Here is an 18,653-nt window from a genome sequence, read left to right on the forward strand (position 1 = left end):
TAGAGTCAAGCCCTTATTCTGCTTGTAGAAAAGAGCTTCCTTACGAATCTTTACATCGTGGTAGAGCATATTTATCTCGTTCGACATGGAGAAACAGATTTCAACCTGCATAACATTGTACAGGGTGGAGGAATTGACAGTGTTCTGAATGAAAAAGGAAAAAGACAGGCCGAAGCCCTGGCTCAAAGGTTACAGGGCTCCGGGTTTCAAGCAGACATTATGTTTTCAAGTCCTTTGAAACGGGCAAAGGAAACGGCTGATATATTAGCTAAAAGTCTGAAGCAGGAGGTTCACACAGACTCTCTTTTGAAAGAAATCAGTTGTGGTAATTTCGAAGGACAAAAGTGGACAGAATTGGACCCTATTATAGTAAATCGAGTAAGAAGGGATCCCAAAGAAACCTATCCCGGTGGAGAAGGAATTTTACATGTACATCAAAGGGCAGAAAAATTTATTCAAAAAATGGAGAATTTACCGGTAAAATCCATTCTTATCGTTTCACACGGTCACTTCCTGCGTTGCTTTGCAACGGCTCTTCTAAGTTTGGAACCGCTTTTCACCCTGCAACTCTTTCAGGATAATTGTGCGTATTCTTACTTTAAAAAAACAGAAGAGTTTTATAAGTTAATCGTGTGGAACGATGTTTCTCATAGCCGGGATCTCTTATTCGACTTTTAGGGTAAAGCCTGCAGGTGCTGCAATATGCACCTGCGATAGCCCTAGGGGTTATTCGGATCCTGTGAGCTTCCCGGAGATTTCTCAAGAGAATTTAATAGACCGTCACTTGCATTTTTCAGGTATTGAATCTTTTCCTTTAAGCGGGCGGCATCATAATTTCCATCACTCAAGAGCTGGTGAGCCTGGGCCATGGCCTCGTTATAAGTCATTTGCAGGTTAAAAAGGGCCCTTTCTATAGAACCCGGATTTCCCAGTTTTCTTTTTCTTACGAAACGAGCGATAAATGCACTGAAAACTCCGAGGAAATAGTAGAAGTAGATGGGAATAATTAAGAAAAGAGAGGCTTTACCGATTGTAATGGCTCTAAACCTGCCAATGGTAATTTTATTTAAAATTGCCATTCCGGCGGCTATGAACAATACCGAGAAAATAAGGTTTACTTTTCGAGTGAAGGGGGAAACGCTGTTGAACATAATTAAAAGCAATACGGATAGGAACAACAGTATGAAAAACTCTACCGGAATCCAATGGAAAACAGTATGATAGATATCGAGGAGTTTGCTATAGTTTTTTAAAAACGATTTTGCAAGTTTACTGTAAGCTGCATAGTCAGCCCTGAATATTGCTAAGAAGTCATTTTGTACCGACATTATGAAAATCCTTTCTTTAGAAAATACCTTGTATCAGAAGCTTTCCACCTATTGGAGACAGAAAAGCTTTTCCTTAAGAGTAAGCCTGATTTATATTTGTATTGTATTACCGTTTATCTATTATCACGAGGCACATTTACCCTTGCCCGTCATTACTCTTTTATCTTCTCTTACTCTAATATTTTCGGCTATATGTCTGATTTTTACTATATTTATTCTCAGGATTTTATTTCAAAAAAAAACAGGAATCCTTAACTTTTTGCAGGAGTTTCTTTTTGTTTCTCTTGTTTTCCTGCTTTTGTATATTATAGGATTTCTCAAACAAAGACCTGCCGTTTTATTTATTTTCGCTTATAGTTTTATTGTTTTTCTTTTAAAATTATTAAAAGAAGCTCTTTATTACCGGGTGGCATTAAGCGGTTACGCGATTTTCTTAAATGTTTTCTTGAGTTTTGCTTTCTTGCAATTTACCGAACTTTACACTTATCGAAAACTACAGGAATGGAGATTTGGCGAAACCAACCAACGTCTTTCGGAATGGTCTTTTGACGAAAAAAACCGTCTTGTAGCGAATACGAATCTCCCTCTTTATTATAAATTGCCCGTGGATATGTTTCTGCATAAGGTAAAGGATCTTTCTTCTGATAGCCGGACAGGAGTAGGGAACCTTATAGGTCTCATTTCCTATTCACAGGTGGATCCAAACCTATATCCTTATATCCGATTCTTCTTAATTCCGGCCCGTTATAAGCCAGAAGTTAATAAACTTCAAAAGGAATTTGAAGTCCTCTTGAAGACAAAGGTTAACCGGGGAGAAATCGAAGAATTAAAGTTTATAGGAGAAAGAGAATATAAAAAGAAAAAATGGAAAGGGGCTTTCTGGACGTTTTACGACAGATTGCGCCCCCGTTATTCTAAAACCGGATACTATTTACTTCCCTTATCCAGTGGAAATTTCATTATTTTAGAAATCCGGGAAAATCTGGTAAAAGAAAGCTTTCACCAGAAAGAAATCCGGGAAATTCTGAAGAGTCTTACTCAATCATTAAAAATTTAATGCAATTAAAGAAAGCGGGTTTACCATTTCTCCCTTTACCCGTAAGCCGAGGTGCAGGTGAGGACCGGTAACTCGTCCGGTAGCTCCCACTCTTCCAATTAATTGACCGCGTTTTATCAACTGGCCTTTTTTAACATGGGTACGGGATTGGTGCATGTATAAAGAAAAAACATCCCCTCCATGGTCGATAATGGTAAAAACTCCTTCAAAAAACATTTTTTTAGAAAGGACTACTTTACCGGCTTCTATAGCATAGATAGGTGTTCCTTTTTTACCGCGAAAATCTACACCTTTATGGGCTTTTACATTTCGGCTACTATAAGCACGTACCGCGTTATAGGAACTTGTGATAAACGTACTTTTTAAAGGGTATTTAAAGTCACCTTCAAGATGAAGCTTTTCCTTTGAGCGAAAAGCCTGGTTTTTCAGTTCAGTGCAGTGACGGATAAAGGCCAGGGTTTTTTTGGAAAAGCCCTGGTTAAACTTTTTAGGAGTCTTCAATCGAGCAATTTTTCGTTTATTTTTAAAACTCGAACGCTTATAATGTTGCTTCTCTACCGGTACTTTGAATTCTTTATGAAAACTCAAATCCCCGGTTCCGTAGTCAAGTTCCAGGATATGCTTTTCCGGACGTATGCCGGGAGAAATCGGAAGAAAACTGATGTATTGGCTACCCAGTTTATGAAGCCTGTACCACTTCTTGGACCATTTTATACGGAGCAAATGAGGGGAAAAATTCTGACTTCTGGGATTGGCCTTAAGAATGAGGGCCATTACTTCCCCTTTCTTGAATTTCCTTGCTTTTAAGTAAATCTGAAAATGGCTATCTTTATAATAGTAAGTCTTGGCTGAACTTTGTTTGTTTCCCCCATTTTCTTTACCGGGAAAAATGGGCTGAATAAATAGAAACAAAACTACAAATATCAGTAAAAAAATGTTTTTAAACATATATAGCCCCTTTATATAATAATACCAATGTTCCTATCTATAAGCCGGATTCTGTAACCATTGCTGGCCGGTAACCATTTATCTTGCCTTCTTTTTTCAAAAAAGGTCTTTGCTCTCTACCCACAACCATGGTCAGGCAAAACTCGTAACGGTTGTCTACTTGAGATTGCACCGGGGAGGGTTTACCCTGCCTGTTTTCTTTCGAAATCAGCGGTGAGCTCTTACCCCACCATTTCACCCTTACCCTGAAAGGGCGGTATCTTTTCTGTGGCACTTTCCATCGTCTTTCAACGTCCGGGTGTTACCCGGTCCCTTTGCCCTCTGGTGTCCGGACTTTCCTCGCTTCCTAAAGGTTCGCGCGGTTACCCGACAGGAACAGGAAATGAATACCCTGCTATTCTCTGCCTGTCAATCAGAAAAAAATTGACAAGCGATAAATGTCCTAATTAAATTTTGGATTGATTGCTTTTGGGATTGCATTTTCTACTGCAGTGTTAATCTTTCCCATTCATAATTCGTAATATTCTTTTCATCTCTGGAGAAATTCCACGCCGACGAGATAGATTTCCTTGTTTTCTGGAGATAGGTGCTTTTCATAGTATTTATTTTCTTTGATCTGCTTAAGAGCTGAACCTTTTTCGGTGAGCTCGATAACTTTGAACTCAAACACATAGACTTTTGTTTGAAGGATTACGGTCATGTCTACCTGTCCGTTGTTAGTCGGCTCTTCCGTTCGCACGTAGAAACTGACAGCGGTGAAATAGCAGTAGAAAATAGAAGCGTAGTAGCCTTCATAATTAGCTATGGTGTTCTTTCTATACCAGTCGTGAGGGATTGAGGCAAAGAAAGAGTGGAAAATATTTCTTAAAATATCCAGCTTCGAACTTTACATGGTTTTGAATAAGGATATTTTTGTTTTAGCAGTTAATGGATTGGAATTTAAAAAATAGTTTAGAAAACTGGAATTTAGGCTACGTTTGACTTGGGATAAGTCAGAGTGTAAATATATTCCCCATATAGATTCTCGCGTTTTTTTATGGTGAGATAACCCGTTTGAAAAAGAAGAACTTCTAACTGTATATTATCTACATCGAATGCACCGAGTCCATCTTCTGATACCTCGATATGTTCTATATTAATTGTATTGTATTTTCTTTCTTCTAAAAGTTTTATCAAAAAAGAAGGACTTCCTGTTTGAAACCAGTAGTTTTTGTATTCAGTTTTATCTAAAAATAATAATATATCATAAGGATTATATATCTTATCGCTTAAGAAGTTATAGCCATTATACCAGAGTTTTACATCTTCCATTCTATCCTGAAAAATAGAAAGCTCGGTTTCCGTATATCGACAAATAAGCTCTTACCAAATCGTCTCGAACGGGAGAGAAAATAATATTTCCCGGCATCGACAAGCTGTCGAACAAAACTACTTTTATCCACAGCGTTTTTTAAAAGGAATGCATAATTTTATACTTGCAAGAAAAAATAATTATATAGCATTATGGTTTTGAAAATGAGCGATAAATCCACAAGAGCCACTATTCATATTCAATTGAATTTTCCCGGAAAAGAAATTTTTCATTATGAAACCGGAGAAACTTCCAGTTTTGATACCTCTCCTCTCTGGTCACACTTTGAAGTAATGGAATGTCCGGGGAATATATCATTGGGGAGTCCGGAAGAGGATTACTGTAGACTCTCCGCTGAGATTAACAACATATTAAACTATTTTTCTGACCTTGAATCTCACAGCATTGGAACTTTCGAGTATAATAATGCAGTAAATTCGAAAATAATAATTCAAGGTTCTGCTCAAGAACTTTTTACAAAAATATTTTTCCTTCTTACACTTGAATCTCAATGTACCGTATTTAGAAATAATCAATGGTTACGCAGTAATTATATCATTTCTAATGATATAGAACGTCTATTTTACACACTATTCTCTTCTTTTTTAACAAAAGAACATTACATAAACCCTGAGAAAACAATAAATTTGAACTTGTTTAAAGAAGAGTTAAATCTCTATAAAGAGGGAATTATCGGCATATTGAACCGGGTGAGAATGGGTGTAAAACTCAGTTCAGACAGTGTTCAAAATGGCTTGACTTATCTTGCAGATTTAATGACTTATATAAATTTAGATTTTGACAGACTTTATCTTCAGTTAAAAAATAAAGTAATAAATGATACATTCAAAGCATAATACTAATATTCTAAAATTAAGATAATATATAGTGTAGCTTAAGAACCAAAATAAAGGGCCACAGCTTATTACACTATTATTGCATAGTAAATCAAATTTGTTTTATTAAATATGAATAACAGGATTAAAACTTTTTCTCTGAATTACTAAAACCATAACCCATATTTGGATTCCAATATCCATATTGCCAGGGTCCGGTAGACTTACTTATAAAGGAAGAATCAGTTCCTATACCACCATAAAAATCAGTAGATGGGTTATCATTAGGGCGATAATAACGAATCTCAAAATGCAAATGAGGACCTCCGGTTGTTCCTGAATACAAGTTTTTAGATACAAGTTGTCCTTTTACCACAGACGAACCATTCAAGTTAAGTCCTGCTGTTTCATCCAGGTCCAAGTCTATATGAGCATAAATAGAAACTAGTTTTCCCAACGTAGTTCCATTTGGATCTGTTATAGTTTTAGTTATAGATAGATAATGCCTATATTTAGAGGATGATTTAGTAGTATAAATGATTCCATCATGTACAGCATATAAATTTACCGAAGTTAAATTACTACTATTGAGATGATAATCTGTACCTGTGTGATGTTCACCTGTAGAGTTTGGCCCCTTTCCCGTTCCAAAATTTCCATTAAGAGCTATGCTATAGGAAGGTTTACTGCCACTATTATCTTGAAATGGATTCTGAAATACTATAGAATTCGCATTTAAAACAAGTGAATCGATTGAAGATTTTAGAGAGCTATTTGTTGAGTAATAATCTGGCGTAAAAACATCATCCGATACTTTTGAAGAAGTCGCTTTTGGTAAAAAGGCAAGTAATAACCACATTTCTTTCTTAGTATCATCTTTTTTTGTACGGCATTGTATAAGAGATGAAAATAGAATAAAAATAAGAAATTTCTTCATATCTCGATACTTCCTTAAAGTTAATTTTTTTTTATTCATTTTATTCCTTGAAACATATCCCAGTTTATATCATAATAATTTAATAGTCAAGAGAATTTCCGATTATATCACCGGTTGCGGAAGCGGGCTTTTTTTCTTTGTTTTCCCAAAAAAGTTTGACCCTTTCTGAAAACTCTTATCTCCTGCTTTTATGACACTCATAAATCCTGAAATCGCATTTGCGAATAAAATTTTCTGGTATATGGCCATAGGTGGAACCTCTATTTACCTGATTAAGATGGCTCTTTCTTTTTTTGGTTCGGACGATGTGGAAATGGATGACCCTTCCGATGCCCTTGACTCGGATGTAGATTTCAAATTTTTCTCTGTTCAGGCCATCCTGATGCTGTTCCTTGCCAGTGGCTGGATGGGTATTGTTTGCCTCGAAGTTTTAAAGTTCGACCTCTTTCAGAGTGTTTTTGTCTCGGTTATCTTCGGGTTCATTGCTGCTTTCATGGAAGTCTATATACTGGCCAAAGTAAAAGGATTACAGGAAGTTCACGAAAGGAATGTAGAAGAAGCTATCGGTAAAACAGGTAAGGTATATCTTAGTATACCGGAAGGAGGAATGGGGGAAATCCAGATTGTTTTTCAGGGAAGCATGAAGAATATAAAAGCCATGTCAAAAGATAGAAAAGCCATATCCGCTTTTACAGAAATAAAAGTCGTAGAAGTGCTGGATGGAAAAATTTTAATCGTCAGTCCTCTATGAAACTATAAAAAAGGAATACACTATGAAAGAAATCTATCGTTCCTGTAATTTATGTGAAGCCATCTGCGGTCTCCGTTTTGAGATGGAAGGAGATAAAATCCTCAGCATTCGAGCCGATAAAGAAGACCCTTTCAGCACAGGCCACATTTGTCCCAAAGGCCCTGAACTTAAAACGATTTATGAAGATAAGGATAGACTTCGCTTTCCTGTAAAAAGAATTGGTTCCAAATGGGAAAGGATTTCTTATGAAGACGCTTATATAGAAGTGGCAGAAAGTATTCATAAAATCCAGACTAAATACGGGGATGATTCTATCGGGGCCTATCTCGGAAATCCGAGTGTACATAATTACGGGACTATCTTATTCGGAAGTAAGTTCTTTAACAAATTAAAAACAAGAAATCTTTTTTCTGCTTCCTCTGTGGACCAGCTTCCCCATCACTTTGCAGCGCATTTCATGTTCGGTCATCATTTTATTCTGCCTATTCCCGATATAGACAGGACTGATTATTTTTTAATGATGGGTGCCAATCCTCTTGCTTCCAAGGGGAGTATGATGACCGCTCCGAACATCAATAAACGTTTAAAAAACTTAAAAGAAAGGGGAGCTAAATTAGTTGTAATTGATCCGAGACGAACCGAAACCGCAGAAATAGCAGACCGGCATCTTTTCATCCAACCGGAAACCGACGCATTTCTTCTCTTATCTTTTTTATACATTTTATTTACACGAAATACTCTTCGTCTAAAACGATTTGAAAACCACATAAGCGGTATTGGAGAGCTGAAAGACTTTGTTTTGGCGTATCCACCCGGGAGAACTTCTGCGATAACCGGCATTTCCGAAGAGGCCCTTCAGCAAATCGTTACTGAATTTACATCTTCTAAAAGAGCCCTTGTTTATGGAAGAATCGGTCTTTCGGTTCAAAGATTTGGAGGGCTCTGCCAGTTTTTGATTAACTCGATTAACCTGCTCAGCGGCAATTTTGATGAACCCGGTGGTGCTATGTTTACCCTGCCTGCTGTAGATATACTTTCTCTCTCGAATGATAGCGAATGTGGTTTTAATCGATGGAGAAGTAAGGCCAGGAACCTTCCGGAGTTTAACGGTGAATTTCCGGTTTCCGCCCTGGCAGATGAAATTCTTCATCCGGAAGGAATCAAAGGATTTATCACTTCTGCCGGAAACCCGGTTCTCTCTACACCCAATGGAAACAAGTTGGAAAAAGCTCTGAGCGGTCTTGAGTTTATGTTGAGTGTAGATTTTTATATTAATGAAACAAGTCGTTTTGCTAATATAATAATTCCTCCGAGCCACACTTTAGAAAGGGAACACTATGACCTGATTTTTAATGCTTTTGCCGTAAGAAATGTAGCCAAATATTCTCCGGCAGTTTTTCTAAAGGAAGAGAGTCTTCGGCATGACTGGGAGATTTTTAGCGATTTAGCGAAAGCCCTGGATATGATAAGAAAGGGAAAGACTCCACAGTTTTCTCCTTCGAGAATAAACCCGGAAAGTATGCTCGATTATCTTTTAAAATCAGGACCTTATGGTAAGTCGAAGAAAGAAACTGGCTTTTTGGACCTGGATGAGCTAAAAAAGCATCCGCATGGAATAGACCTCGGAGACTTAAAACCTAATCTCTTAGACCGAATAAAAACGAAAGATAAGAAAATAGTTCTTTTCCCGGAAATTTTAAAAACAGAAAAACAGAGATTAGAAGATATATTTAGCGAAAAGCAAGGACAATCCGATAACACATTTCTTTTAATTGGAAGGCGTATGCTAAAGAGCAATAATTCCTGGATGCATAATAGCGAAAGACTGCTCTCAGGCAAAACACCCTGTACGGCTCTTCTTCATCCGGATGATGCAAAACGATTACAACTTTCCGAAAAAAATAGAATAAAAGTAAAATCTAAAATAGGAGAAATTGAGCTTCCATACGAATTAAGTGATTCTATCATGCCCGGAGTCATTTGTATTCCGCACGGATACGGCCACAACCGGGAAGGAGTTGTTCTTCAAGTAGCCAGACAACAGGCAGGGGTGAGTATTAATGATCTCACAGACGATAGCCGTATGGACACACTTTCCGGTAATGCAGCTTTAAATGGGATTTCCGTTGAAGTGGGAGGCCTTGATTCAGAAGGAACTATCTAAAAAAACTGGGAGGCAAAATTAATAGATGATGAAAAAAGCCCCAAAAAAAATGATGACAGAAAAGGCAAAAAACATGACATTTAAAACTATTTTCCATGCTCTCATTTTGGGAACTTTAAGCTCTATATTTATAACTTCTCCTCTTTCGGCGGAAAAGACCCTGGATGAAAAAATAAATTCCCTTTCAGAGAATGAAAAACCTAAGGAAGCTAAAAAAGTTACCTTAAAAAGTATTGAACAGGTTGTAAAATTAGCAGTGGAAAACAGTGCTAAAATTCGCAGTGCCCGTTACGAGTTGATGCGTTCGGATAGTGAATATTTAAAAAGTCAATCTCAGTATTCCTGGAGGGTTCTGGGTAATCTGGATGCACAGAAGCAGAAGCTTCCCTTTAACCAGGCAAATATTTTTTCCGGAACAAAAACTTCTACCGACACGATTTCTGCCGGAATTGATAAACGTTTTGAAACCGGAACGTATGTGAAGTTAGAAGCCAGTACCATGCGATTTGACAGCAACGCGTTTGAGAATGCATCTACTACACCAGCTGCTTTTTCCGCACTGGCTATAGGTCCGCTTTATACGGGAAAGTTAACCGCTACTTTGAGTCAGGATCTTCTGAAAAATGCTTTTGGTTATTTAGAAAGAGATAATCAGAAAATTCTAAAATACCAGAGTGAAATTAAGAAACAGGAATTATCCTACCAGGTTTCTTCTATGGTAGTAAATACCATGATTGAATACTGGCAGTATTTAATTGCAGACGCTTCTCTTCAAACCTATGAACGTCTCTTGAAGAATACCAACGATATTCGAAACCTAACTCGTCGTAAAATGGGACTGGGGCTTGCCGAAAGTTTCGAGATAAACCAGTGGAATGCAATGGTCTCCCAGGCTCAGAGCCAGGTAGAGCAATCTAAACTGGAAAGAGACAAGGCAAGAAAAGCCCTGATGAGAACTCTGAACATTACGGAAGATTCGGAAATTTCCAAGCTTTCCGATCTCGAAGATAAGCTTCCTTCAGGCTTGAATTATGAAACAGACCGTGATTACGCGTTTCAACATAGAGCAGATTGGAAGTCGATTCAAATTCAGAAAGAAATGTCGGATATGGGACTCAGCATGGCGAAAAACAACGCCCTGCCGGTACTCAGGGCCACAGCTTCCTATTCTTCCCAGGGACAAAATTTGGAATCTCCGCAGAAAAATTTTACCGATTCGAATCGGGGAATTCCCTCCACAAAATATCCTACGGTAGTTGGAAAACTTGAATTTATGTATCCTTTAAGCGATCCCGGTGTGAAAGCCGGAGTTCGGGATGCCTATATTCAAAAGAAACAGGTCAGTATAATGGAACTGGATAAGAAGAGAGAGATCGAGGATGATATTCAAACCCGTCTGGATGCTCTTAGCACTTCTCACAAAGTTTTACTCAATTCCGTTGAAACTCGTAAGTCTACAGAAGCCTATTACTACGGATTGTATAGTAGTTTTAGAAGAGGAAGATTTACAGCGGTGACTGTAAAAAATGCTCTCGATTCTTTAGTTCAAAACGAACTTGGAGAAACCCAGGCCAAAATCAATTTTAATATAGAACTTCTTCGATACGAACTGGCAAAAAATTCCATTTTTGAAAAATTCGGAATCGATATAAACAAGTTAATTGAAGAATAAAAATTTATAACTTCGACTCAGGTTTGTGTTGTTGCTGAGTGAGCTATAGCAAGTCTATTAGTAATCTCAGCACAAGTCTCACTCCTTATATTCACTTAAAAAATGTGGGTTAGGATTGCAGACCGATGATTCCTTCTGTTTTTGCAATTCCGTATACATGAGCGAGTCTTACGATTTCAACAGTAGACAGCTTACCCATTTTTTTAGAAATATTGTTTCTATGGGTTTCGAGAGTATTGATAGATATTCTAAGTTTTTCTGCAATTTCTTTGTATTTCAGCCCGGATGCTAAATGTGTAACTACCTCCAGTTCTTTTTTACTTAATATAGCAAAAGGATTATTTGCCTGGGATTTTATACGTTCGAATGCCGGAGTTTCAATTTCAGGGATGGCCGAATAGAATTGCTTTCCCGAAAAAATATCTTCAATTATTTTGGATATGTTTGAGTTTAACTCGGTTTTCTTGATATAACCATCGATATTATGCCTTTTAATCATGGTTGTAATGAATTCATGCTCATCAAAACCGGTTAAAAGTAAAGTTTTAATGGAAGGTTTTCGGTTTTTTATATGGATCAAAGCTTCAAGTCCATTAATTTCAGGCATGGAGAAATCTGCAATGACCAGGTCGCAGGGTATTGCATCAACTGTCTGAAGTAAATCTCTGCCTGTTTTGCATTTAGCTAAGACTTCACAATTACACTCAAGGTTTAATAGGCCTTCTAAGCCGCTTAAAACCAATTCATGATCATCAGCAAGGATTACTTTTTTCTTTTTTTTGAAAAGGGACATGAAAAAATACCAATTTTTATTAAAAATATCACAAAGAGAGAAAAAGATCAAGTAATAAATTGTTAAACTACTATATGATTGGTTATTTTATTGTCTAAGGTTTTAATATTTGTGTAATATATGTTTTTATATTTATATATTTACACCTGTTTATTAGACGAACAAAAAATTAAATACTTTACAGTTTTAATTGAATAAAATAATTTTTGTGGTTCATGAATTTGAAAGAGAATTCTCTAAATGAGTTAAAGGCGTTCCGAATCTTCAATGAAGCAGGTGGAAAATTTCGTCTGGCTATAACCGAACGCTGTAATCTGGATTGTTTTTTTTGTCATAATGAAGGTCAAAAAAAACCGGGAGTAGTGGAAGGTGAAAACTTGGGGCTTTTAGAGCTAGTAGAAGTGGCGAATGCTTTCACGGATCTGGGTGGAAAACAACTGAATATTACCGGTGGAGAGCCTCTTCTCTGGAAAAACATTCATCCGTTCTTAGACAGTATCGAAAAACGGAATACTAAAATATTCTTAAATACTAATGCTACGCAGGTAGATAAATTTTTAGAAAAACCGAAATCAGAAGTAGTAGATGGTATTCTTGCCAGTCTTCACACAACGGATAATAAAATATTTCAAGAAGAGTTAAAAGGAAAGACTATTCAGGGAGTGATGAAAAATATTCTTCGATTAAAAGAAAAAGCTTACTCTGTATTTATAAATTGTTCTATAGGAGAATACAATCAAACCGAATTTTTATCTATATTATCTTTCTGTTTGAAGTATGAGCTCCACCTGAAAGTGATTTCTATTATCAGACATAATACAGCGAAAAATTTTTATAAGGGAGTCTGGATGGGGCCTGAGCATTTAAAAACTATCCTCTTGAATGAAGGGGCGGTTTTGTTTGTAGAAAAAGATTCTTTTGGTGGAAAAAAAGCTTTGTATAAATTAAATAATTCAGATATAGAAATTAAGGATGTTTCTAAGGGTAGCCTGAGAACTGATTATTGCAGGGCCTGTTCTTATGATAAATTATGTGGAGAGGGAATATATGGTTTACGATTCGGAAATGATGGAATCTGGAAACCCTGTCTTCTGCGAAAAGAAGAATATCAAAGAAGAGATTTGAATCTTTCCTATCGTGAACAAATTTTGCAACAAATTCAAAGAATGATAGGAGTTTGGGAAAATGCCTATTTCTCTATGGGAGAGCCATTGTAAGCAGAAATAAAAATTTATAGCAAAATAATTCTTTTTCATAGTACTGGTTGAAATAGAGGATAAGTTATGAAAGAATTTACATTACAAGAAATACAGGCAGTACTTCCCGGTTCGGAAATCCAAAATACTACTTCTCCCGAATCGATCCTTATTACATCAGTTGCCCCTTTAGAATCAAAAAATGAAAAATTTTTGGCTTTTATTTCAGCAAGAGCACATATTGCAAAAGCCAAAACTTCGGGTGCAAAAGCTCTTATTGTTAACCGTGATTTAAAACTGGAAATAGATAAACCCCTTATACTGGTAGATAATGCTGAACTGGCTCTGGCTAAAGTTTTAGAATATATGTATCCGGCTAAAAAAGCAGATGGAAAAATTGCCCCTTCTGCTTTTATCGATTCTACTGCTAAAGTGGGAGAGGGTAGCAGTATCGGTCATTTCGTGAGTATAGGTGCTAATTCAGTGATAGGCAAGAATTGTATTATCCAGGATGGAGTTAAAATCGGGGAGAATGTGGAAATTGGAGATAATGCAATGATAGGATTTAACTGCGTTTTCTTTGATGATGTTAAGGTCGGAAAAAACTTTATAGTATTTGGTAATTCCAGCTTCGGAGGCGATGGCTTTCGTTTTGTAACCGTTAATAAAATTCACCACAAGGTTCCACAAATTGCAAAGGTAATTATCGGAGATGATGTAGAATTCGGAAGTAATTGTACGGTTGATAGGGGAGGTCTTACGGATACTGTAATCGGAGATGGTTGTAAATTTGATAATATGGTACACGTAGCTCATAATGTGATTCTCGGAAAAAATGTGATTATTGCCGGTCAATCCGGTGTAGCGGGTAGTACTACTATCGAAGACGATGTGTTGATTGGTGGGGGAACTTGTATTAGTGATCACTTGCATTTACCGGCAGGTACGATTGTGGCCGGAGGTACAGGTATGCGAACCTCTCCTAAAAAGCCGGATGTATACATCGGCTGGGACTGGGGAATGACCTTTGCCGAATTTCAAAAAGCAAGGGTGAATATCAAGCACCTTGTTAGCTTTAATAAGTGGGCAGCGAGGATAAAAGCAGTTGAAGCTAAACTGGGTATTACGGAAGAGTAAGTAATAATCCGGCAATTTGTATACAGAGTTTATAGAGTAGCAGCTCGGGGGCTTCTTCTATAGACTCTTCTAAGCTCATGGGTCTATCTGTTAAGGAAAATGCAGCATTTGGATAAGGTTCTGTTTTGTTATAGAAATTTTTATCTATAACACCGGCTATGCAAAGAGACTTTATTCTATTTTCATAGGCGAGTTTACACAATGAAAGGCTTGCTTTTCCGTAGAAGGACTGCTCATCGAGCTTGCCTTCTCCTGTTATCAGGACTTGAATTTCTCCGGAAGCTAAGTTTTCTATTATATTACTAAAACTTAAAATTGTTTGTAAGCCCGGAACAATTTTGGCCTTTCCAAAAGCCAGCAGGGAAGCGGCAATTCCACCCGCAGCCCCTGTGCCCGGAATCTCTTCAAGCAAAATCCCGGTCTGTTTTTTTAGAATATTCGCATAATGGCGAAGGCTTGCTTCCAAAATCTCTACTTCTTCTGCGGAAGCTCCTTTCTGGGGACCATAGACACGACTGGCTCCTTTTTCTCCCAGAAGGGGGTTTGTAACATCGCAGAGCAGGTGAAATTCGCAGTCAAGAAATTTGGAATTTACTTTAGTTGTATCAATAGAAGCTAAGTCGGGCAAATCTCTCGGTAAAATCTGCAACTCATTTTTATTCTTATCTAGAAAGCGAAAGCCAAGAGCCTGTAAAATTCCGGTACCTGCATCATTGGTGCCACTACCACCCAGACAAAGAAGAATTTTAGAAATTCCTTTTTCGAGTAAAAATTTGATTTCCTCTCCTGTTCCGTAGCTGGAGGAAGAAAGAATATCTCTTCTTTCCGAAAAAATCATGTTGAAACCGCTCGCGGATGCAACTTCAACAATTCCTGTTGTTTTGTCGGAGAATACCCCTACGTTTCCATTCACAACTGAATTTTTTAAGGGACCTCTAACCTGTAAAGAAAGCTTTTCTCCTCCCCGATAATGCAGCAGGGTATCCAGGCTTCCTTCACCACCATCTGCTAATGGATAGATTTCTATCCGAAACGTTTGGGAAACTGAAAGGAAAGCTTCTTTCGCAATCCTTCCAAATTGCTCCGAACTGAGACTTCCCTTAAAAGAATCTGAGGCTATTAAAATATTCATAAAAAGGAATATACTTATTGAAGATTTAGATTTTTATAAAAATCTAAACAGTCAGGATTTTGTAAGGAAGCTGCATTTTTGACTTCTCTTCCTTCCAGTATATCCTTAACTGCCAGTTCAACTTTTTTCATATTCAAAGTATAGGGAATATCCGGTGCTTGAATAATTTTTGAGGGAACATGTCTCGGAGAAGTTTTCTCCCGGATCAGTTTCGACACTTTTTGTTTTAAGTTTCCATCCAATGTTTGTTCAGGCTTTAGTTTAAGAAAAAGAACGATTTCCGTATCGGAACCGGTGTTTCTTCCTACAACAAGACTGTCTTCTATTTCATTAAAATTATCTAATACACGATAGATTTCCGCAGTACCGATTCGAACACCACCCGGATTCAACGTTGCATCGGAGCGACCGTAAATCTTCATCCCCGAATATCTGCTGAGTTCTGCAAAATCGCCGTGGCACCAGATGTTTTCAAAGCGTGAGAAGTAAGAGGAGAGGTATCTTTTTTTATCCGGATCATTCCAAAAATACAGGGGCATAGACGGGAAGGGTTTTTTACAAACCAGTTCTCCTTTTTCCTCCTTGACGGCATTTCCTTCTTCGTCAAAGACCTCCACATCCATACCGAGTCCCCTGCACTGTAGCTCACCTCGCAGAACAGGCAAAATGGGGTTTCCAAGGGCAAAGCAACCGTTCAAATCAGTTCCACCGGAGATCGAAGAGAGCTGAACATTTTTCTTGATATGTTTGTAGACAAAATCAAAATTTTCCGGAAGCAGAGGAGAACCGGTAGAAAGAATACATCTTAGTGAATCCAAATTGCATTCTTCAGCGGGGTGGTAAGAATTATCATCTAAGGCTGCAATGTATTTGGCGGATGTTCCAAATACGGTAATCTTTAATTTTTCAGCCAGCTTCCAGAGAACAGAAGGCTGCGGATAAAAGGGATTTCCATCGAATAAGACCAGGCTTGCACCTACACCGAGGGCACTAACTAACCAATTCCACATCATCCATCCGCAGGTACTAAAGTAGAAAATCACATCTTCTCGTTTCAGATCAGTGTGCAGGATATGCTCTTTCAGATGGTTAATTAAGACTCCGGGCCCCTGCACGATACATTTGGGTAATCCGGTTGTTCCGGAAGAATACATGATATAAACCGGATCCTGAAATGTGATTTCAGCAAACTCAATTTCTTCCTTTATATCTTTTCCAATCAAAGAAGAGAAGGGTGTATAAGAAAGTTTAGAAGAAGCAGAGTCTACAGGTAAATAATCTACAACAAATACTTCCTGTATAGAAGGGATTTTATGCAGGATTTCAGAAAGACCCGGAAGAATCGGAAATGTCTTGCCCCTGTAGGAATAGGCATTGGCTGTAAACAGGAAGGTTGGTTCAATCTGACTAAACCTATCGATTACCGATTGAGTGGCAAAGTCAGGAGAAGCACTACTCCATATCCCACCGAGAGAGGTAACAGCGAGCATAGCGATTACGGTTTCCTTGCAATTGGGAATGTAAGCAGCGACTCTATCTCCTTTTTTTAAACCACGTTTTCTTAATTCAAGCTGAAGAGAATGAACTTTATTATACAGTTCTGCATAACTAAGAAAATCAATCTCCCCGTTTTCTTTGACATTATAAATAGCAATTTTTTCGTCTCTAAAGCGAAGTAGATTTTTAGCGAAGTTGATTTTACTATTCTCAAACCACTTCGAATTATGAAATGTATCAGCTTCCTTTAGGACTTCTGTTCCTTCGTTTTCAAACAGAATCTTACTGAATTCAACAAATTCTTTCCAGAAAGTTGAAAGGTTTTCTACCGACCAGCGGTGCAGGGAATGGTAGTCATGGAAATGTATTCCATATTTATTCTGGACCTGCTTCATGAAGACTGTCATATTACTATTGTCTATAATTTCCTGTGAGGGTCTATAAAGGATTTCATCCGATTCTGTCATACTTGTTTTTTAATACCTCGATTGTTTTTTTTAATCCCAGGCGAGTCATCACTGGCTCGCCTGCTTCTCCGGAAGAAATGAGGGTTTATACCCCTTCTTCCAAATTCTCAAAGTAAGAAACTCTTTCTTCTAATTTCAGTAAGAACTCTGTATTTATTTCAATTCTTTCTTTGTCGGGTCCTTCCCAGTAAAAAACACCTTCCCCGTATTTTCCCAGACTCATATAAAAAATGGGAGCTGGATTTTTTTTGCCTTCCAATTTCGGTTCCGGACGCAGGCTGAGTGAGGCCATACCGGAAAAGATACATTCATATGAAAAGTCTTTATGCTTCCAGAGGTAGCGTTTTGGCCAGGAAGAAGTATCTTTTTCCTGTAATATTAGATTTGCCTTAAGAAGCTGTATAAGTTCTTCGGTTTTTTTTTCTAAAATAGCAAAGTCACTTTCTTTTAAGCGATGCCTTTCTTCTTGGCTTCGTTCCATAATTTGTCCATCTCTTCTAAGCTCATTTCTTCAAGACTTTGGTTCATTTGTTGGGACTGTTCTTCTATATAATTAAATCTGTCCCGAAATTTCTTACAGGCTCCGAGCAGGGCTTTTTCCGGGGAAATTTTACAAAACCGGGCCAGGTTGACCAGGCTAAAGAGAACGTCTCCGAATTCATCTTCTAATTTATTCTGTCCTGTTCCTGTTTCTTTGTAGTTTTTTAGCTCAACCTGCAATTCTTCTAATTCTTCTTTCAGCTTTTCTTCCGGGCCGGAAATATCAGACCAATCAAAACCTACGTGGGAAGCTTTTTCCTGTAGTTTTTCAGCAAGAAGAAGAGAAGGGAATGTTGAAGGAACTGCATCCAATAGAAGGGCCTGGTCTGTTTTTTTGGCTTTCTTTTCTTCTTTTTTTATGGCTTCCCAATTCTTTCGAACTTCTTCAGGGCTGATATTTTTTTTCGTTTCAAAAACATGGGGATGTCGGCGAACCAATTTATCAGAAACTTCTTTTGCTACATCGTTAATGGAAAAGTGTTTCTCTTCTTCAGCAATTCTCGCCTGGAAGTAAATATTGAAGAGAAGATCACCCAATTCTTCTTTCAAATGGAGAAAATCTTTTTTGTAGATTGCATCAACGACTTCATAAGTTTCTTCCAAAAGAAAGGGTATTAGGGATTCATGGGTTTGTTTTTTATCCCAGTTACAACCATTTTCCCCCCTCAGGTTTGCCATGATGAGTTTTAATCTTGTGAGTTGTTCCAAAATTAACCTACCTCAAACACCATTGTGAATTCAGGTTTTTTATTTACAAATGATTTTAGAGCCTGTTTTATGGTAGGAAAAAACAAAACGATCTGAATCGTGTGGGGTGCTTATGTCTCTTGGAATGAATTTCTATTTT

The 18,653-nt window shown here is 37.6% G+C and carries 19 protein-coding genes and 1 other RNA gene; 8 read left to right on the forward strand and 12 right to left on the reverse strand.

Annotation, left to right across the window (positions count from 1 at the left end; translation table 11 throughout):
* The first annotated feature begins 57 nt into the window (after window positions 1-57).
* Window positions 58-678, forward strand: coding sequence for a histidine phosphatase family protein (locus H7A25_05525; protein MCP5499341.1), 621 nt, complete (start codon window positions 58-60; stop codon window positions 676-678).
* Window positions 679-719: 41 nt separating this feature from the next.
* On the opposite strand, the gene H7A25_05530 is transcribed toward H7A25_05525, so the two are convergent.
* The gene (locus tag H7A25_05530) at window positions 720-1,328 is read right to left on the reverse strand and encodes a hypothetical protein (protein ID MCP5499342.1); all 609 of its coding nucleotides are present in this window, start codon (window positions 1,326-1,328) and stop codon (window positions 720-722) included.
* A 1-nt stretch (window position 1,329) separates the two neighbouring features.
* Between H7A25_05530 and H7A25_05535 the strand changes: the two genes are divergently transcribed.
* Window positions 1,330-2,385, forward strand: a complete 1,056-nt coding sequence (locus H7A25_05535; GenBank protein ID MCP5499343.1) for a hypothetical protein — start codon at window positions 1,330-1,332, stop codon at window positions 2,383-2,385.
* Here the strand turns inward: H7A25_05535 and H7A25_05540 are convergent.
* From H7A25_05540 to H7A25_05560, 5 genes are all read right to left on the reverse strand, one after another.
* Window positions 2,374-3,333: a M23 family metallopeptidase gene (locus tag H7A25_05540; protein ID MCP5499344.1), complete on the reverse strand. Its 960-nt coding sequence runs from the start codon at window positions 3,331-3,333 to the stop codon at window positions 2,374-2,376. The two genes, H7A25_05535 and H7A25_05540, sit on opposite strands and share 12 nt — an antisense overlap.
* A gap of 24 nt (window positions 3,334-3,357) precedes the next feature.
* Window positions 3,358-3,711, reverse strand: an RNA gene (gene rnpB / locus H7A25_05545) — RNase P RNA component class A.
* A gap of 151 nt (window positions 3,712-3,862) precedes the next feature.
* Window positions 3,863-4,210 carry a PD-(D/E)XK nuclease domain-containing protein gene (locus tag H7A25_05550; protein MCP5499345.1) on the reverse strand — a complete coding sequence of 116 codons (348 nt, stop codon included), beginning with the start codon at window positions 4,208-4,210 and terminating at the stop codon, window positions 3,863-3,865.
* Window positions 4,211-4,299: 89 nt separating this feature from the next.
* Entirely contained in the window at window positions 4,300-4,644 is a 345-nt protein-coding gene (locus tag H7A25_05555; protein MCP5499346.1) for a hypothetical protein, read from the reverse strand.
* Window positions 4,632-4,775 (reverse strand): AAA family ATPase, encoded by a 144-nt coding sequence (locus H7A25_05560; protein ID MCP5499347.1) that lies wholly within the window; start codon window positions 4,773-4,775, stop codon window positions 4,632-4,634. The genes H7A25_05555 and H7A25_05560 overlap by 13 nt, the downstream gene beginning before the upstream one ends.
* 73 nt (window positions 4,776-4,848) lie before the next feature.
* On the opposite strand from H7A25_05560, the gene H7A25_05565 reads away from it, so the two are divergent.
* A complete protein-coding gene (locus H7A25_05565) occupies window positions 4,849-5,541 on the forward strand; it encodes a hypothetical protein (GenBank protein ID MCP5499348.1) in 693 nt (230 codons plus the stop codon).
* A 124-nt stretch (window positions 5,542-5,665) separates the two neighbouring features.
* Here H7A25_05565 and H7A25_05570 read toward each other — a convergent pair whose 3' ends face one another.
* Window positions 5,666-6,457: a M23 family metallopeptidase gene (locus tag H7A25_05570; GenBank protein MCP5499349.1), complete on the reverse strand. Its 792-nt coding sequence runs from the start codon at window positions 6,455-6,457 to the stop codon at window positions 5,666-5,668.
* A 190-nt stretch (window positions 6,458-6,647) separates the two neighbouring features.
* Between H7A25_05570 and H7A25_05575 the strand changes: the two genes are divergently transcribed.
* Genes H7A25_05575 through H7A25_05585 form a run of 3 tightly spaced genes read left to right on the forward strand, consistent with a single transcriptional unit; the run spans window position 6,648 to window position 11,044 of the window.
* Window positions 6,648-7,208 carry a hypothetical protein gene (locus H7A25_05575; GenBank protein MCP5499350.1) on the forward strand — a complete coding sequence of 187 codons (561 nt, stop codon included), beginning with the start codon at window positions 6,648-6,650 and terminating at the stop codon, window positions 7,206-7,208.
* 22 nt (window positions 7,209-7,230) lie between these two features.
* Complete coding sequence (locus tag H7A25_05580; GenBank protein ID MCP5499351.1) at window positions 7,231-9,372, forward strand: molybdopterin-dependent oxidoreductase; 2,142 nt, start codon at window positions 7,231-7,233, stop codon at window positions 9,370-9,372.
* A 25-nt stretch (window positions 9,373-9,397) separates the two neighbouring features.
* The gene (locus H7A25_05585; protein MCP5499352.1) at window positions 9,398-11,044 is read left to right on the forward strand and encodes a TolC family protein; all 1,647 of its coding nucleotides are present in this window, start codon (window positions 9,398-9,400) and stop codon (window positions 11,042-11,044) included.
* A 109-nt stretch (window positions 11,045-11,153) separates the two neighbouring features.
* On the opposite strand, the gene H7A25_05590 is transcribed toward H7A25_05585, so the two are convergent.
* Window positions 11,154-11,837: a response regulator transcription factor gene (locus tag H7A25_05590; GenBank protein MCP5499353.1), complete on the reverse strand. Its 684-nt coding sequence runs from the start codon at window positions 11,835-11,837 to the stop codon at window positions 11,154-11,156.
* A gap of 215 nt (window positions 11,838-12,052) precedes the next feature.
* Between H7A25_05590 and H7A25_05595 the strand changes: the two genes are divergently transcribed.
* Together H7A25_05595 and lpxD are read left to right on the forward strand one after the other, a co-directional pair.
* Entirely contained in the window at window positions 12,053-13,054 is a 1,002-nt protein-coding gene (locus H7A25_05595; GenBank protein MCP5499354.1) for a radical SAM protein, read from the forward strand.
* Window positions 13,055-13,120: 66 nt separating this feature from the next.
* Window positions 13,121-14,170, forward strand: coding sequence for a UDP-3-O-(3-hydroxymyristoyl)glucosamine N-acyltransferase (gene lpxD / locus H7A25_05600; protein MCP5499355.1), 1,050 nt, complete (start codon window positions 13,121-13,123; stop codon window positions 14,168-14,170).
* On the opposite strand, the gene H7A25_05605 is transcribed toward lpxD, so the two are convergent.
* The 4 genes from H7A25_05605 to mazG all read right to left on the reverse strand — a co-directional run bounded on the left by H7A25_05605 (window position 14,157) and on the right by mazG (window position 18,484).
* Window positions 14,157-15,302 carry a glycerate kinase gene (locus H7A25_05605; protein ID MCP5499356.1) on the reverse strand — a complete coding sequence of 382 codons (1,146 nt, stop codon included), beginning with the start codon at window positions 15,300-15,302 and terminating at the stop codon, window positions 14,157-14,159. The genes lpxD and H7A25_05605 overlap by 14 nt on opposite strands.
* Before the next feature lie 14 nt (window positions 15,303-15,316).
* Window positions 15,317-17,266, reverse strand: coding sequence for an acetoacetate--CoA ligase (locus H7A25_05610; GenBank protein MCP5499357.1), 1,950 nt, complete (start codon window positions 17,264-17,266; stop codon window positions 15,317-15,319).
* Window positions 17,267-17,351: 85 nt separating this feature from the next.
* Window positions 17,352-17,747, reverse strand: coding sequence for a hypothetical protein (locus H7A25_05615; protein ID MCP5499358.1), 396 nt, complete (start codon window positions 17,745-17,747; stop codon window positions 17,352-17,354).
* On the reverse strand, window positions 17,714-18,484 hold the full coding sequence (gene mazG / locus H7A25_05620) for a nucleoside triphosphate pyrophosphohydrolase (protein ID MCP5499359.1): 771 nt from the start codon (window positions 18,482-18,484) through the stop codon (window positions 17,714-17,716). Before mazG ends, H7A25_05615 begins: the two co-directional genes overlap by 34 nt.
* Window positions 18,485-18,653: the final 169 nt, after the last annotated feature.

The organism is Leptospiraceae bacterium (assembly GCA_024233835.1).
Lineage (GTDB): Bacteria > Spirochaetota > Leptospiria > Leptospirales > Leptospiraceae > JACKPC01.